At 64.4% G+C, this 14251-nt stretch carries 11 protein-coding genes; 4 read left to right on the top strand and 7 right to left on the bottom strand.

Annotated features, from left to right (window positions below; all coding sequences use genetic code 11):
• Positions 1 to 170: 170 nt before the first annotated feature.
• On the bottom strand, positions 171 to 3512 hold the full coding sequence (locus ACIQ67_RS07960; RefSeq protein WP_397533828.1) for a TonB-dependent receptor domain-containing protein: 3342 nt from the start codon (positions 3510 to 3512) through the stop codon (positions 171 to 173).
• Positions 3513 to 4018: 506 nt separating this feature from the next.
• Between ACIQ67_RS07960 and ACIQ67_RS07965 the strand changes: the two genes are divergently transcribed.
• Positions 4019 to 4279 (top strand): hypothetical protein, encoded by a 261-nt coding sequence (locus tag ACIQ67_RS07965; protein WP_397533829.1) that lies wholly within the window; start codon positions 4019 to 4021, stop codon positions 4277 to 4279.
• A 77-nt stretch (positions 4280 to 4356) separates the two neighbouring features.
• On the opposite strand, the gene ACIQ67_RS07970 is transcribed toward ACIQ67_RS07965, so the two are convergent.
• Positions 4357 to 4689 (bottom strand): hypothetical protein, encoded by a 333-nt coding sequence (locus tag ACIQ67_RS07970; RefSeq protein ID WP_397533830.1) that lies wholly within the window; start codon positions 4687 to 4689, stop codon positions 4357 to 4359.
• 97 nt (positions 4690 to 4786) lie between these two features.
• Positions 4787 to 5356 (bottom strand): dCTP deaminase, encoded by a 570-nt coding sequence (gene dcd, locus ACIQ67_RS07975; RefSeq protein ID WP_397533831.1) that lies wholly within the window; start codon positions 5354 to 5356, stop codon positions 4787 to 4789.
• A 126-nt stretch (positions 5357 to 5482) separates the two neighbouring features.
• Between dcd and ACIQ67_RS07980 the strand changes: the two genes are divergently transcribed.
• Positions 5483 to 6202 carry a Crp/Fnr family transcriptional regulator gene (locus ACIQ67_RS07980; RefSeq protein ID WP_397533832.1) on the top strand — a complete coding sequence of 240 codons (720 nt, stop codon included), beginning with the start codon at positions 5483 to 5485 and terminating at the stop codon, positions 6200 to 6202.
• On the opposite strand, the gene ACIQ67_RS07985 is transcribed toward ACIQ67_RS07980, so the two are convergent.
• The 4 genes from ACIQ67_RS07985 to ACIQ67_RS08000 all read right to left on the bottom strand — a co-directional run bounded on the left by ACIQ67_RS07985 (position 6177) and on the right by ACIQ67_RS08000 (position 11810).
• Positions 6177 to 9236 (bottom strand): efflux RND transporter permease subunit, encoded by a 3060-nt coding sequence (locus ACIQ67_RS07985; RefSeq protein WP_397533833.1) that lies wholly within the window; start codon positions 9234 to 9236, stop codon positions 6177 to 6179. The two genes, ACIQ67_RS07980 and ACIQ67_RS07985, sit on opposite strands and share 26 nt — an antisense overlap.
• A 10-nt stretch (positions 9237 to 9246) precedes the next feature.
• Complete coding sequence (locus ACIQ67_RS07990) at positions 9247 to 10440, bottom strand: efflux RND transporter periplasmic adaptor subunit (protein ID WP_397533834.1); 1194 nt, start codon at positions 10438 to 10440, stop codon at positions 9247 to 9249.
• A gap of 126 nt (positions 10441 to 10566) precedes the next feature.
• Positions 10567 to 11004, bottom strand: coding sequence for a ribonuclease HI (rnhA, locus tag ACIQ67_RS07995; RefSeq protein WP_397533835.1), 438 nt, complete (start codon positions 11002 to 11004; stop codon positions 10567 to 10569).
• A 35-nt stretch (positions 11005 to 11039) separates the two neighbouring features.
• Positions 11040 to 11810 (bottom strand): class I SAM-dependent methyltransferase, encoded by a 771-nt coding sequence (locus tag ACIQ67_RS08000; protein WP_397533836.1) that lies wholly within the window; start codon positions 11808 to 11810, stop codon positions 11040 to 11042.
• A 57-nt stretch (positions 11811 to 11867) separates the two neighbouring features.
• Here ACIQ67_RS08000 and gloB point away from each other — a divergent pair, with 57 nt between their 5' ends.
• Positions 11868 to 12650: a hydroxyacylglutathione hydrolase gene (gene gloB / locus ACIQ67_RS08005; RefSeq protein ID WP_397533862.1), complete on the top strand. Its 783-nt coding sequence runs from the start codon at positions 11868 to 11870 to the stop codon at positions 12648 to 12650.
• A gap of 5 nt (positions 12651 to 12655) precedes the next feature.
• Positions 12656 to 14251 carry a transglycosylase SLT domain-containing protein gene (locus tag ACIQ67_RS08010; RefSeq protein ID WP_397533837.1) on the top strand — a complete coding sequence of 532 codons (1596 nt, stop codon included), beginning with the start codon at positions 12656 to 12658 and terminating at the stop codon, positions 14249 to 14251.

Here is a 14251-nt window from a genome sequence, read left to right on the forward strand (position 1 = left end):
GCTCCACGCTTCCTCCCCACATTCGGTCGCCCTCGTGCAGTTGCGCTTCGCTTCGTTCGCTGTGATCAACTTACGGCGGGACTTGCACCCGCAAGAGTGCGCTCATGCTGAGCGCACATGAAAAAAGGGCTCCCGAAGGAGCCCTCAAAGGACGAACAGTCCGCTGTCGATCAGAACTGATACTTCAAGGTCACCTGCACGGCCCACTGCGATTCACCCTTGTTCTGCTTGAGCAAGGGGTTCTCGAAGTCGACCACGTTGTAGACGTACTTGCCGTCCTGCATGCCTGCGAAGTTCACGAAGCTGCGCGAGGCACCGCCAACGTTCGACACACCGCCCACAGTACCGGCGTTGAAGCCCGCCTCTTCGATCCGACCCCAGCGCTTGTTCAGCATGTTCCCGACGTTCAGCAGGTCGAAAGTTACCAAGCCCTTGTGCTTGTTCATCAAGCCCGGCAGTTCCTGACTCAGGCGCAGATCGAAGCTGTTGACGAACTTGGCGAAGTTGGCATTGCGGCGCGTGGTGGTTCCGCGCACGCCGTCCAGGGCAGCGGTGGCCGACACGATGGCCCAGAACTTGTCTTCGTTGGCCTTGCGCTCAGCTTCGGTCCTGCCGGCAAACAGGACTTCACCCGAGCCAGGCGCCTTCGGGATGTACATCAGGTCATTGCCCGAGAAGCCGTCGCCGTTCATGTCGTTGCGGTACGTCCAGCTGAACGGACGGCCCGAGCGGCCTTCGTAGAACAAGCCCACGCTGGTCTTGTAGGAGCCCACGAAGGCCTTGGACCAGCTCGCGTTGGCGTTGACCCGGTCGCGAATCAGGTAGGCCGAATTTTCCAGCACATCGACGTTCGGATTCACGATCGCGATGCCGTTCCAGTTGGAAATCGCGCGCGATGAGTTCAGCGAGTTCACTTCCTTCGAGGTCGTGTGCGTGTAGGCGATGCCCCAGTTCACGGCCTTGTTGAACGCCCCCGACAGCGCAACCGTCAGTGCGTTGCCACCACCTTCGCCCGTGCGCTGACCGAGCACGACGTCGCCGAACCTCTCGTTCGACTGGGCACGGCGGGTCGGGCTGACACAGTTGGCGCCAGTCACAAATGCGTCACCACCGTTCCAGCAATTCGCGCTCAGCGCAGCGGCGTTGTAGAACAGCTGGCGACCATCCGGGCCTACCGCGGTCGGAGCACCCAGATTCAGGTGGCGATAGGCGATGCCGTCCTTGGTCTTGGTGTGGATCCATTCAGCGCTGAGCAACAGGCCATGGGGGAGTTGTGCGTCCCAAGCCAGGTTCATCTTCCAGACCGAAGGCTGCTTCAGATTCGAAGAGATCAAGTCCACCCCGGCTGCCGGCGGCACGCCGGTCAACACCGGTTGCTTGGAAGGATCAGGCGAGAACACCAGATTGCCGCAAGTGGCACCGCTGCAGCTGAATTCAGCACTGGTCATGCCGGTGTTCTGGTACGGGTTGGTCAGCCAGACGCTGGCAGCCGCGCCTTGGAACAGACCGAGACCGCCACGCAGCTGTGACTTCAGCTTGGACGCGGGCGCCAAATTCAGATTGAACGCCAGACGGGGCTGCACCAGCACCTGTCCATCGATCGTCACCGTGTTGTCGAGGCCGAAGCCGCCAGTCTGGCGCCCGCGGGTGGCGGCGGTCGCAGCCACCGTCGGCAAGGCGACCGTGGGGTTGGCCGTCGGGCGGTCATCCGTGCTGCTCTGATCCACGCGCAGGCCGCCCGTGACGGTCAGGTTCTTGCTGACGGTCCAGGTGTCCTGTGCGAACAAGCCGAGGCTGTTCAGGGTCCAGTTGGCTGCGCTGTCCTTCAACTCAAAGCCAGTCAGCGGAACACGCACACGGTAGGAAGAAGGCCTGCCCGCGGCGAACAGGGCCACCGGATCAGCGTCGCGGAACTCGTAGACGCCACTGCTGGCGTTCACGAATGCGTTGAAGATCTCATTGCGCTGGACGTCCACGCCAAACTTCAGCTCATGGTCATCCTTGAACAGGGTGCCTGCGAAGTAAGCATCCGTCGTCTTGGTCGCCAGCTGGTTGAAGTGGCGGAACTCCTCGGTGCCGAAGCGCAGGTTGCGGGTCGAACCGGTGGTGCCAGCAGGCGCAGGGCCGGTGAACGTCAGCTGAACCTGTGGCTGGTTGGAAAACAGCGCGGGGATGCTTTCGTAATCGCGCTTGGACACCTTCAGCTCGGTAGAGAAGTTTTCGGTCCAGTCGCCGAACCATTGGCCGACCACAGACTTGATGGTCTTCTCTGGTGTGTACCAGTGCGAATTCAGAGACAGCGCCGTGCCAAAGATGTTCGGGAAGATCGGCTCGGCCTGCTCGGTCTTGGAGAAGCGCACATTGGCACGGTGCGAATCGCTGATGTTCCAGTCGAGCTTGAGCAAGGTGTCCTTGACCATCAGCTCATTACCAGCCGGCACATTGAAGCTGCCGATGTCGATGCCGTACTTGTCCTTGGCAACCTTGATGGCGGCGTCGATCTGCGCCTGGGTGATGCCCACATTGGTCTGCGAGCTGCCCACAGGTCCAAAAGCGGGCGCATCACGAGAGCTGCGTGTGTCCTCGGCACTGACGAAGAAGAACAGCTTGTCCTTGATGATCGGGCCGCCCAGCGTGACGCCCTTGGTGTTCTCGGTAAAGGGCGCCGGCTTGAAGTAGGCACCTGTCGTCTGGTTGAAGCGATCGCCAACGAGCTTGTCGTCGCGAAACACGTAGTACAGGCTGCCCTTGAGCGAATTGGTGCCTGACTTGGTCACCGCATTGATGTTCGCGCCGGTGTAGCCCTGCTGGGTGACGTCGTAGTTCGAGATATTGACCTGAACCGACTCGATCGCGTCGATGGAAATCGGCTGCTTGGCCGTTGGCAGACCATTGCCCTCAAGGCCGAAGGTGTCGTTGATCCGCACGCCGTCAACGGTGATGGAGTTGTAGCGTGCGTTTTGACCCAGCGCTGCAATCTCGCCGCGATCCTTGTCCGTCTGGGACAGTCGCGGGTCCTGGCGGGCGTAGTCAGACAGGCTGCGCGCGATGGATGCATAGGAGTCCAGCTCAGCACGGCCGAGGCTGGTGCCGGCGCCGGTACCACCGGCATTGAAACGACCCAGAGTCGCGCTGGAGCCGGTCACCGTCACGGTCGCCAGCTGCGAAGCGCCGAGCGTCACATCCAGAGCCAGGCTCTCAGCCAGCGCCAGGAAGATGCCGTCACGCGTTTCCTTGTCAGCACCCTTGCTGACGGTGATCGTGTAGGGGCCGCCGACGCGCAGGCCGCGTGCCGAGTAGCGCCCTTCGCCATCGGTCACGAGGTTGGTCACCGAGCCCGACTCGCGATGCAGGATCACGACCGCTGCACCCGCGACGGGCTTGCCATCGTTCGCAACGATGCGCCCGCCGACGGCGGCGGTCGTGTTCTGTGCCATGACCGGCGCTGCGGCCACGATGGCGACGGCAGCGCTCAGCGCTGTCCGTGTGAAGTTCCAACGATTGCTATTCATCCTGATGACTCCTGAAAGAGAAGGCGCATAACGCCCTGCCGAGGCTTGACTGTAAAAAATGTAGCATCAGCACCATTCGCAAACGTTTGGGATCGCAGTTTCCCCACACCGAGAAACCCCCCTCTTGCATCTCCCGAGCTCTTGTGAATGAGAAGCCAATGGCCAAAACACAGGAGTCAGTCAGAACGTTTGCGCACACCAAAGGTGCCAAGCGGCGCGCGCTCCGGATTGAGCAAGGATGGTGCCACCCTGACTCTGCTGAACAGCCGCACGCCCGCCCACTGTCGACGCGAGAGTCTCGCGGATCAATGTTTAGCGCAGATGACAAGCGGCTCTCGGCCAGCAAAGAAATTGCACGATCACCGATCAACCAGGCCCGCCAGACTGCTGCAGCCGCACGTCCTTGCGTGGGGCTCCCCGCACCATGGCGGTGCCACTGGCGCGAGCAAAGGGTTCGGTGCATAGTTGCTGACGCCAAACTGACGATCGTGAGGTGCAGCGTGACCTTGATCCAACTGACTCAGGTCAAGCAATGGATGCGGCAGCATGGGCAGCGGCATGTGGTGGAGTTGCAGATCTGGGACCTGGTCCTGTGCTGCTGGTTACTGGGCTGGGCCGCCCTGCCTGGACTGATCCTCTTGCAAGACTGGTTGATGTTGCCCGTGCTGCTGATGGGTACCCTGCTGCCGACCGCCTATGTACGCTGGCGGTGCCGCATGCACCGGGCAGGCCGCCTGCGTTGCGATTGGCTGTGCGCATTGCAGTAATCGGCTGGCTGCGCAACCCTGCATAGAAAACGCAAAAAGCCCCGGCTTGCGGGGCTTTGCTCATTGGCGGCGTCGGGTCAATGGATCAGGCCGATCCACTCACCGGCCTGCTGGTATCGATTGAACAGTTGCATGGCCAGTTGCTGCAGCGCCGGATTGGCGCTGGCATGGGCTGCGGCCAGACGCTCGAACGCGTAAAGCCGGTCGTAAAGCATGCGGGTCGGTTGCAGTCCCTGCCCTTCAGCCTGAAGCAAGCGCTGGAAATCCTGCAGATCGCTCAGCGCCACGGCGCCGGCCACCGGCATGTCAAGAACGAAGTGCTCTGCGGCAGCCTCAGGCTTCAGGAAGGTGTCTGGCAGCGCCGGAAGCTCGTGAGCAGCGGCAGGCAGGAGGTGCAGCGGGACAATCATCGGAAACCTCGTCACGGATGACTTCGATGACGGGATGATGAGCGCCCAGGCAAAAACTTAAGGCCAAAATAGGGGCGGATTCACCCCCTCATTGCGCTCAAGTCTTGGGCAAGGTGACGCCGCGCTGCCCCTGGTACTTGCCGCCGCGATCCTTGTAACTGGTCTCGCAGACCTCATCGCTCTCGAAGAACAGCACCTGCGCACAGCCTTCGCCCGCATAGATCTTGGCCGGCAGCGGCGTGGTGTTGCTGAACTCCAGCGTCACGTAGCCCTCCCACTCGGGCTCGAAGGGTGTGACGTTGACGATGATGCCGCAGCGCGCATAGGTGCTCTTGCCCAGACAGATGGTCAGCACATTGCGCGGGATGCGGAAGTACTCGACGGTGCGCGCCAGCGCAAAACTGTTGGGCGGAATGATGCAGCACTCACCCTCGAAATCCACAAAGCTCTTTTCGTCGAAGTTCTTTGGATCGACCACGGTGCTGTGCACATTGGTGAAGATCTTGAACTCCGGCGCGCAGCGGATGTCATAGCCATAGCTGCTGGTGCCATAGCTGACGATTCTGCGGCCCTCGGCATCGGCGCGAACCTGGCCCGGCTCGAAGGGTTCGATCATGCCGTGCTGCTCGGCCATGCGGCGGATCCACTTGTCGCTCTTGATGCTCATCGTGATGGAAGGTCTATTGACGCAATGGCGCGATTCTAGGCGCCCACCCTTGCCTGGACGCTGTAGCGCTGGGCTGCGGGCTGTGGGTGCCCAGCCCAAAGCCGGTCAGCCTCCTAGAATCCGCCCATGAAGCTGCAAGAGATGCTGGAGAAATCGGTCTGGGGTCGCAACCTCGGCGCGGCCGAGCTGGCACGCGTGCAGGCTGAGTGCCGCGAGCGCAATGTGCTGGCCGGCCAGGCCATGGTGCGCATGGGCGAGCCTGCTGAGCATTGGATGGGTCTCATCAGCGGTTTCGGCAAGATGAGCATCTACTCGCCTGGCGGTCGCGAGACCACGCTGCTGGGCGTTGCGCCCGGGGGCTGGTTCGGCGAAGGCACGCTGATCAAGCGCGGCTGCTGGCAGTACGACGGCGTGGCCATGCGTGACAGCCAACTGGCCCTGATGCCGCGCGAAACCTTTGAGTGGCTGCGTGCCACCAGCCTGCCCTTCAACCACTATCTGCAAGGTCTGATGAGTGCCCGCATGGGGAGCTTCATCGCCCAGCTGTGTGACGCGCGGCTGCTGGACTCCACCGAGCGTGTAGCCCGGAGCCTGGCCGCCCTGTTCAACCCGGAGCTCTATCCGCAGCCCGGCCCGTTCCTGGACCTGCGTCAATCCGAGGTCGGACAGCTCGCGGGTGTCTCCAGGCAGCGCGCCAATGCCGCCCTGCAGAGACTCGAAGCTGTCGGCCTGATCGCTGTACGCCGGCGTGGCATCGAGGTGCTGGACCTGCAGGGGCTGCGCAGCTTCGCCAGCCCGGCGCAGCGCCCCACGCCGCCAATCACGACACCAGCGCTGGCGTCGTGATTTCGCCCGGAATGCTCTTGCGAGCCAGCAGCGTGTAGACCACCGGCACCACGAAGATGGTCAGCAACGTGCCGACCGTCATGCCGCCGACGATCACCCAGCCGATCTGCTGACGGCTCTCCGCGCCAGCGCCGGTGGCCAGTGCCAGCGGCACGGCACCCAGCACCATGGCCCCGGTCGTCATCAGGATGGGCCGCAAACGCAAGGCCGAGGCCTCGATGACCGCCTCCATGACGTCCTTGCCCTGGATGCGCAGCTGATTGCTGAATTCGACAATCAGAATGCCGTGCTTGGTAATCAAGCCCACCAAGGTGATCAAGCCAATCTGCGAATAGACGTTCAGCGTTCCGCCGCTCCATTGCAAGGCGGCCAGCGCGCCGACCATCGACAGCGGCACCGCCAGCATGATCACGAAGGGATCGATGAAGCTCTCGAACTGCGCCGCCAGCACCAGGAAGATGAACAGCAGCGCCAGCACGAAGACCACGCCCAGCGCCCCGCTGGAGGCCCGGAACTCGCGCGAGACGCCGTTCAGCTCGGTGGTGTAGCCCTCGGGCAGGACTTCGCGTGCGGTCTTGTCCATGAACTGCAGCGCTTCGCCCAGCGCATAGCCCGGCGCCAGGTTGGCGGTGATCGACACCGAGCGACGCTGGTTGAAGTGGTTCAGCTCGCGCGGACTCACCGCCTCGCGCACCTTCACCAGATTCGCCAACGGAATCATGGTCTCGTTGCGCCCGCGCACGAACAACTTCTCGATGTGCTCAGGCGTCGTGCGGCCCGCCGCATCGGTCTGCACCAGCACGTCGTACTGGTCCGCATCGCGCTTGTAGCGCGTCACCGCGCGGCCACCCAACATGGTTTCGACGGTGCGAGCCACCTGATCGACGTTCACCCCGAGGTCAGCCGCGCGCTCGCGATCCACCTCGAGGAAGACCTCGGGCTTGTTCAGGCGCAGATCGTTGTCGGGGGACACGAACCCCGGATTCTTGGCCAGCGCACCCATGAAGTCTTGCGTGACGCGCGCCAGATTGGCATAGCTGTCGCTGGTGACGATCACGAAGTTGATCGGCCGCTCGCGAAAACCCTGGCCGAGGCTGGGCGGTGTGATCGGGAAAACTGTCACACCCGGCAGACCGGCCAGCTGCGGCTGCAGCTTGCGCGCCAATTCCTGGGTGCTGATATTGCGTTCCGACCAGTCCACCGTCCGCAGGATGGCAGTCGCCTGAGACACCTGCCCGCCGCCAAGGAACATGAAGCGGCGGTCGAACTCGGGGTACTGCGCCGTAATGCCGTCGATCGCATCCAGATAGCGGGCGGTGAACTCCAGCGTCGAGCCGTCAGGCGCGTTCACCGGCATGAAGATCACACCCCGGTCCTCCTGCGGCGCCAGCTCGGACTTCGAGGTCGAGAACAGCCACCAGCTGCCGGCGCCAGAGGCCAGCATCACCAGCACGACAAACCAGCGGTGGTGCAGCGCCATGCGTAGCGCGCCGGCGTAGCGATTGCTGATCCACACCAGCACCTTTTCCATGCCGGAATCGAAGCGCGTCGGATTGGCGTTATGGCGCAGCAGCTTGCTGCACAGCATGGGCGTCAGCGTCAGTGCCACAAAGCCCGACACGATCACCGCACCGGCCAGCGTCAGCGCGAACTCGGTGAACAAGCGCCCGGTGCGCCCAGGCGTGAAAGCCAGCGGCGCAAACACGGCCGCCAGCGTCAGCGTCATGGCCACAACCGCGAAGCCGATTTCCTTGGCGCCCTTGAGCGCGGCCTGGAACGGCTCAAGCCCCTCTTCGATGTGACGGAAGATGTTCTCCAGCACGACGATGGCGTCGTCCACCACCAGGCCGATGGCCAGCACCAGGGCCAGCAGCGTCAGCGTGTTGACGGTAAAGCCAGCCGCCGCCATCAGCGCAAAGCTGCCGATCAGGCTGACAGGAATCGTCACCAGCGGGATGAAGGACGCCCGCAGTGTGCGCAGAAAAACGAACACCACAAGCGCCACCAGCACCACGGCTTCAGCGATGGTTCGGTAGACCGACTTGATCGAGCGGTCGATGAAGACCGAGTTGTCGTTGGCCTGGCGCACCTCGATCGAGGCCGGCAGGTCTTCCTGGATGCGCGGCACCATCGCGCGCACGCCGGCGGCCACCTCCAGCGGATTGGCGGTGGCCTGGCGGATAACGCCGGTCGAGACCGAAGGCACGCCATTCAGGCGCACGCGGGAACGCTCGCTGGCAGCGGCCTCCTCAATGCGCGCCACGTCCTTGAGCCGCACGGTAATGCCGCCAGCCTGCTTGAGTGCCACCTCGCCGAACTGCGCCACCGTGTTCAGGTCTGTGCGCGCGGTGACGTTGAATTCGCGCTGCTGGCTCTCGATGCGGCCAGCCGGTACTTCCAGGTTCTGCTTGCGCAGCGCGTCCTCGACATCCTGCACGGTCAGCTTGTAGGCGGCCAGGCGATCGGCATCCAGCCAGATCCGCATCGCGTACTTGCGGTCGCCGCCGATCTGCACATCGGCCACGCCGGGAATGGTCTGCAGCCGCGGCTTGACCACGCGGTTGACCAGATCGGTGATCTCAAGCGGGTTCAGCGTCTCGCTGGTGAAGGCCAGCCAGATGGTCGGCGTAGCATCGGCCTCCACCTTGGACACCACCGGCTCATCCGCGGCGTCGGGCAGGCGACCGCGCACGCGCGAGACGCGATCGCGCACATCGGCGGCGGCGTCGTCGGGGTTCTTCTCAAGCTTGAAGCGTACCGTGATCTGGCTCTGTTCGGAGCGCGAGATCGAGGTCAGGATGTCCACGCCATCAATGCCGGAGATGGAGTCCTCCAGCGGCTTGGTCACCTGCGACTCGATCACCTCGGACGAAGCGCCAGCCAGACGTGTGCTCACGGTCACCACGGGCTCGTCGATGCGCGGATATTCGCGCAGGCTCAGCTTGCCGAAGGACACCAGGCCCACCAGCAGCAGCAGCAAGGACATCACCGTGGCGAAGACCGGACGGCGAATGGAAACTTCCGACATGCGCATGGCGGCGACCTCAGTTCGAAGGCTTGGTCGCCGCGGCCGAAGCCGCAGCCGGCGCGCGCGGCGCACCTGGCTTGTCGACATCCACCAGCTTGACTTGCTGCGGCCCGCCGCGCATCAAGCGCGACTGGCCTGCCGTCACGACCAGATCGCCAGCCGCGACACCCCCGAGCAACTCGACCTTGCCCGGTACGCGCATGCCCAGCTTGGCTTCGACGCGCTCAGACGTCAGGCCCTTGCCGTCCTGGCCGGGCACCAGCTTGACGACATACTGCTTGCCACCCTGCGGCACCAACGCTTCCTCCGGCACAACCAGCGCCTGCTCGCGCACCGAGAACACCACCCGAACGCGGGCGAACAAGCCGCTGCGCAGCGCAGCGGAATCTCCGGCGACGCGCGCCCGCACCAGCATCGAACGACCGTTGGCGTCGAGCTGTGTATCCAGGGCCTCGACCTTGGCCTTGAAGGCGCGACCCGGCAAGGCGTCCAGCGCCACTTCGACTTCCTGCCCCAGCTTCAGCCGGGCTACAAAGCGCTCAGACAGGCGGAAGTCCACCCACATCGAGGAGGAATCCTCGATCGCGATCAGATCGGCGCCATCCTTCACATAGTCACCCAGATTGACGGTGCGGATGCCGGCCACGCCGTCGAACGGCGCGCGCACCTGCATGCGCGCCAGCTGCGCCTTGGACAAGGCCACCTGGGCCTCGGCCACCTTCAGGGTCGCTTCGGCCTGATCGATGACGCTGGCGCTGACAAAGCCTTGCGTCAGCAGTTCGCGGTTGCGCTGCAGTTGCGTGCGCGCAATGGCAGCCTGCGCCTCGGCCTGCTGCAGCTGGGCCGCCTGCAGGCTGTCATCCAGCTGCACCAGCACCTGGCCCTGGCGCACTCGCTGGCCGTCGTTGAAACCCAACTTGACCACGCGACCGCTGACCTCGGGGCGCAGCGTCACCGCTTGACGGGCCCGCAGCGTGCCGACGGCCTGTGCATCGTCAGCCATCGCCATCAGGCTCACCTTGCCCGCCTCAACCGCTACCGGACCGCTCGGGCCTGCGCCACCGCCGCCTGGACGCGCACCCGGCGCCGTCGGTGCGGCTGACGCACCCGCGCCCGCTGGCGGTGCGCGATGCTGCCACCAATACGCCAGCCCGCTCAGCCCTACCAGGGCCACGACGGCCACAACGCCATGCAGTTTCTTGAAGCTCATGCTGTTTTTCTCCGAGCGCGCACTGTAGCGGCGAACCGCGTGGCGCGCTGCCGGGCTAGCCCGGGTTATGGCGACCAAAGAAGGCTTTCGTGCCTCCAACAGCCCAGCTTGCGCGCTCTTCGCACATTAGAGCGAGGCCACGCCCCGATTGGCCAGCGCATCCGCCCGCTCATTTCCCGGATCGCCGGCGTGACCCTTGACCCAATGCCAATCCACTTCGTGCAACTTCCGCAGCGCCTCCAGGCGCTGCCAGAGTTCGGCGTTCTTCACCGGCTTGTTGTCGGCCGTCTTCCAGCCGCGCCGCTGCCAGCCACCGATCCATTCGGTCATGCCCTTGCGGACATACTCGCTGTCGGTATAGACCGCCACCTTGCAGCTGCGCTTGAGCGACGCCAGCGCCTCGATCACGGCAGTGAGCTCCATGCGGTTGTTGGTGGTGTTGCGCTCGCCACCGAACATTTCGCGCTCATGCTCGCCCGAGCGCAGCCAGGCGCCCCAGCCGCCCGGCCCCGGATTACCCTTGCAGGCGCCGTCGGTGTAGACCACCACCTTGGGCTTGGGCATCGCGGGTCGGTCTGTCGTTGTCGTTGCTGATGTTGTCATTCGGTTCCGTATCGGGAAGGGTTGTGGTGGCGATTCAGTGCCACGGCAGCGCGGCTCTGGCGCTTGGCCTTGCCGGTCTTTGCCAGCCCGACCAGGCGCATGCCATGCACTCGCTTGACGGCCACGATGAAGTACAGCGCGCCGAGCACCGGCCACCAATAGCGGCCGATCGGCTCGATCCAGCGCCAGCGCTGCAACCAGGCGGCGCTGTGCCAGGGCGGCGCGTAGGCGCCAAAATCGGCAGCTTCTACCTCGAAGCTGAGCAGCCGCAGCCAGTCTCGCAGCCGCCAGTAGCCGATGAACTCGCCGCTGCTGGGCAGAAAGCGCGGGCCGGTGCTGCCAGGCAGATGCCCCACCAGCCGGCCGAGATTTTGCCGCAAGCCCCAGGCGCTGGCGGGATTGAGACCACAGACGATCAGCCGCCCTTCAGGCCGCAACACCCGCTCGACCTCGCGCAGCGTGCGGTGCGGGTCTGGTGCCAGTTCCAGGGTATGAGGCAACAGCACCAGATCGAGGCTCGAAGACTCGAACGGCAGCTCGTCGACTTCGCTAAGCAGAGAACCGCTGCCGGACCGCAAGTCCAGCTCCTGAGGGTGCTGAAGCGCCAGCCAGCGGTGCGGCATGCGGTTGGCACGCAAGCCTTGCAAAGCAGGCAAGCCGACTTGCAACGCATGAAAGCCGAACAGGTCGGCCACGGCGACGTCGAAGCGCTGCTGCTCCCAGGCCAGCAGATACTGGCCGGGCGGCGTCTGCAACCAGTCGGCCAACTCTACAATTGATGCTTCATCCTTCATCGGACTGCCCGACCTCGCCGCATGGCTGTTCTGACCCTGGCGCCACTGGCTGCCTTCACTGACAACTACATCTGGATGCTGCACGATGGCAGCCGGGCACTGGTGGTCGACCCCGGTGAAGCCGCTCCCGTGATCGCAGCGCTTGATGCAGCTGACCTGCGCTTGGACGGGATTCTAGTGACCCACCATCATGGGGACCATGTCGGTGGCCTGCGCGAACTGCAGCCCCGCCTGCAGGGCCAGGTCTGGGGTCCAGCCCGCGAAGTCATGCCACTGCCCTTCGTCCCCTGCCAGGCAGGCGACAGTGTCGAGTTGCTCGGCCAGCGTTTTCACGTGATCGACATCCCGGGCCATACCTCCGGCCATATCGCCTTTTATCTGGCCGAGCCAAGCGACTGCAGCTCGCCGGTGCTGTTCTGCGGCGACACCCTGTTCTCGGGCGGCTGCGGCCGGATCTTCGAGGGCACACCGGCCCAGATGTGGAGTTCACTGCAAAGCCTGGCCGCGCTGCCCGGCAGCACGCGGGTGTGCTGTGCGCATGAATACACGCTGTCGAATCTTCGCTTTGCCGAGGTCATCGAGCCTGACAATGCTGCACTGCGGGACTACCGCAGCTGGTGCGAGTTTCAAAGGGCCGGCGGCCAGCCCACTCTGCCTTCGTCGATCGCCAATGAACTGGCGATCAACCCCTTTCTGCGCTGCGAGCAGCCCGCCGTTCGGGCCGCGGCAACACAGCATCAAACCCTTGCCGCTGACGCTGACGACGTCTCGGTGTTCGCCACCCTGCGGCAATGGAAGAACGAATTCAGATGAAACCGATGATCCGAAAGCCAGCCTTGCGCCGCTTGGCACTGCCCACCCTGACCGTGCTAGGCGCGCTGCTGAGCGGCTGCGCCAGCACCAGTCTGCCCGCCGTCCAGGAGCCGGGGCTGCCGCCCCTGGAACAGCCACAGGCCCAAGCCCAGACCCAGGTCGAGCCGAAGAGCTTGCCGAAGGTGCAGAAGCCATCGGCCCCAGGCAGCTCGGTGACCGCCTCCCTGCCCCAACTTGAAGACAGCCTGCAGCCCGGCGTCAGGGTCGATCTGAACGACACCAGTGCGCGCGCCGACCTGTGGCAGCGCGTGCGTTCAGGCTTTGCGATGCCGGATCTGGACAACGCCCTGGTCGGCAAGGCCGAGCAGTGGTACTCAAGCCGCCCGGACTATGTGCAGCGCATGACCGAGCGCGGCAGCCGCTACCTTTATCACATCGTGGTCGAGGTTGAAAAACGTGGCATGCCCACCGAGCTGGCCCTACTGCCCTTCATCGAAAGTGCCTTCAATCCGCAGGCCCTGTCCAGCGCCAAGGCATCGGGCATCTGGCAGTTCATGCCCGCCACCGGGCGCGACTTCGACCTGAAGCAGAACATCTTCCGCGATGACCGCCGCAATGTGCTTGCGTCGACGCGCGCCGCGCTCGACTATCTGGGCCAGCTCTACGGCATGTTCGGCGACTGGCATCTGGCACTGGCGGCCTACAACTGGGGCCAGGGCAATGTGCAGCGGGCCATCCGCCGCAATCAGCAGGCCGGCAAGCCGACCGACTATGAGAGCCTGCGCATGCCCGACGAAACGCGCTACTACGTGCCCAAGCTGCAGGCGGTGAAGAACATCGTGCTGAGGCCGGAAGCCTTCTCGCTGGCCCTGGCGCCGGTGGCCAACCACCCCTTCTTCCTGTCCGTCAACATCGACCGCGACATCGACGTCGATCTGGCCGCCCGCCTGGCGGGCATGAGCGAAGCTGAGTTCAAGCAGTTCAACCCGCAGGTCAACAAGCCAGTGCTGCTGGCGGCCACCACGCCGCAACTGCTGCTGCCTTGGGACAATGCCGAAGCATTCAGCCGCGCCCTCGCGGCCCACCAGGGCCCGATGGCGAGCTGGACCGCCTGGGTGGTGCCGCGTACCATGACGCCGGCCGAGGCCGCCGGCAGGGCCGGCATGAGCGAGGCGGCGCTGCGAGAAGTCAACAAGATCCCGCCACGCATGCTGGTCGGCCAGGGATCGACCCTGCTGATTCCCCGCAGCACGCGGCATGAGGCGGATGTTTCCGAGCATCTGGCCGACACCGCCAGCATCAGGTTGAAGCCCGAAGTGCAGTTGCGCCGCATCACGGTCAAGGCTCGCAAGGGTGAGACCCTGGCGGCGCTGGCACAGCGCCAGAAGGTCAGCGTCGAGCAGTTGCTGCAATGGAACAAGCTCGGCGCCAAGGCCAGTCTGAAAGCCGGTCAGACCCTGGTGGTCTTCACACCGGTACAGGCGAAGACACGGGTGGCCTCCGCGAGCCCCGCCAAGCGCAACAGCGCCGCGCGCTCCGCGCCGGCCCGCAAGGTGGCTGCAGCGCGCAGCAGCAGCCAGCAAAAGCCCAGTCGCCGCTGA

Source organism: Roseateles sp. (genome assembly GCF_044373315.1).
In the GTDB taxonomy this organism is placed as follows: Bacteria; Pseudomonadota; Gammaproteobacteria; order Burkholderiales; family Burkholderiaceae_C; genus JACDQM01.

Bases quoted from the DNA above. Each gene is read 5' to 3' on its own strand.
- rnhA (WP_397533835.1), bottom strand. From the start codon at position 11,004: ATGCCCAAGCCCAAGGTGGTGGTCTACACCGACGGCGCCTGCAAGGGT.
- ACIQ67_RS07985 (WP_397533833.1), bottom strand. From the start codon at position 9,236: ATGCGCATGTCGGAAGTTTCCATTCGCCGTCCGGTCTTCGCCACGGTG.
- dcd (WP_397533831.1), bottom strand. From the start codon at position 5,356: ATGAGCATCAAGAGCGACAAGTGGATCCGCCGCATGGCCGAGCAGCAC.
- ACIQ67_RS07960 (WP_397533828.1), bottom strand. From the start codon at position 3,512: ATGAATAGCAATCGTTGGAACTTCACACGGACAGCGCTGAGCGCTGCC.
- ACIQ67_RS07990 (WP_397533834.1), bottom strand. From the start codon at position 10,440: ATGAGCTTCAAGAAACTGCATGGCGTTGTGGCCGTCGTGGCCCTGGTA.
- ACIQ67_RS08010 (WP_397533837.1), top strand. From the start codon at position 12,656: ATGATCCGAAAGCCAGCCTTGCGCCGCTTGGCACTGCCCACCCTGACC.
- ACIQ67_RS07980 (WP_397533832.1), top strand. From the start codon at position 5,483: ATGAAGCTGCAAGAGATGCTGGAGAAATCGGTCTGGGGTCGCAACCTC.
- ACIQ67_RS07970 (WP_397533830.1), bottom strand. From the start codon at position 4,689: ATGATTGTCCCGCTGCACCTCCTGCCTGCCGCTGCTCACGAGCTTCCG.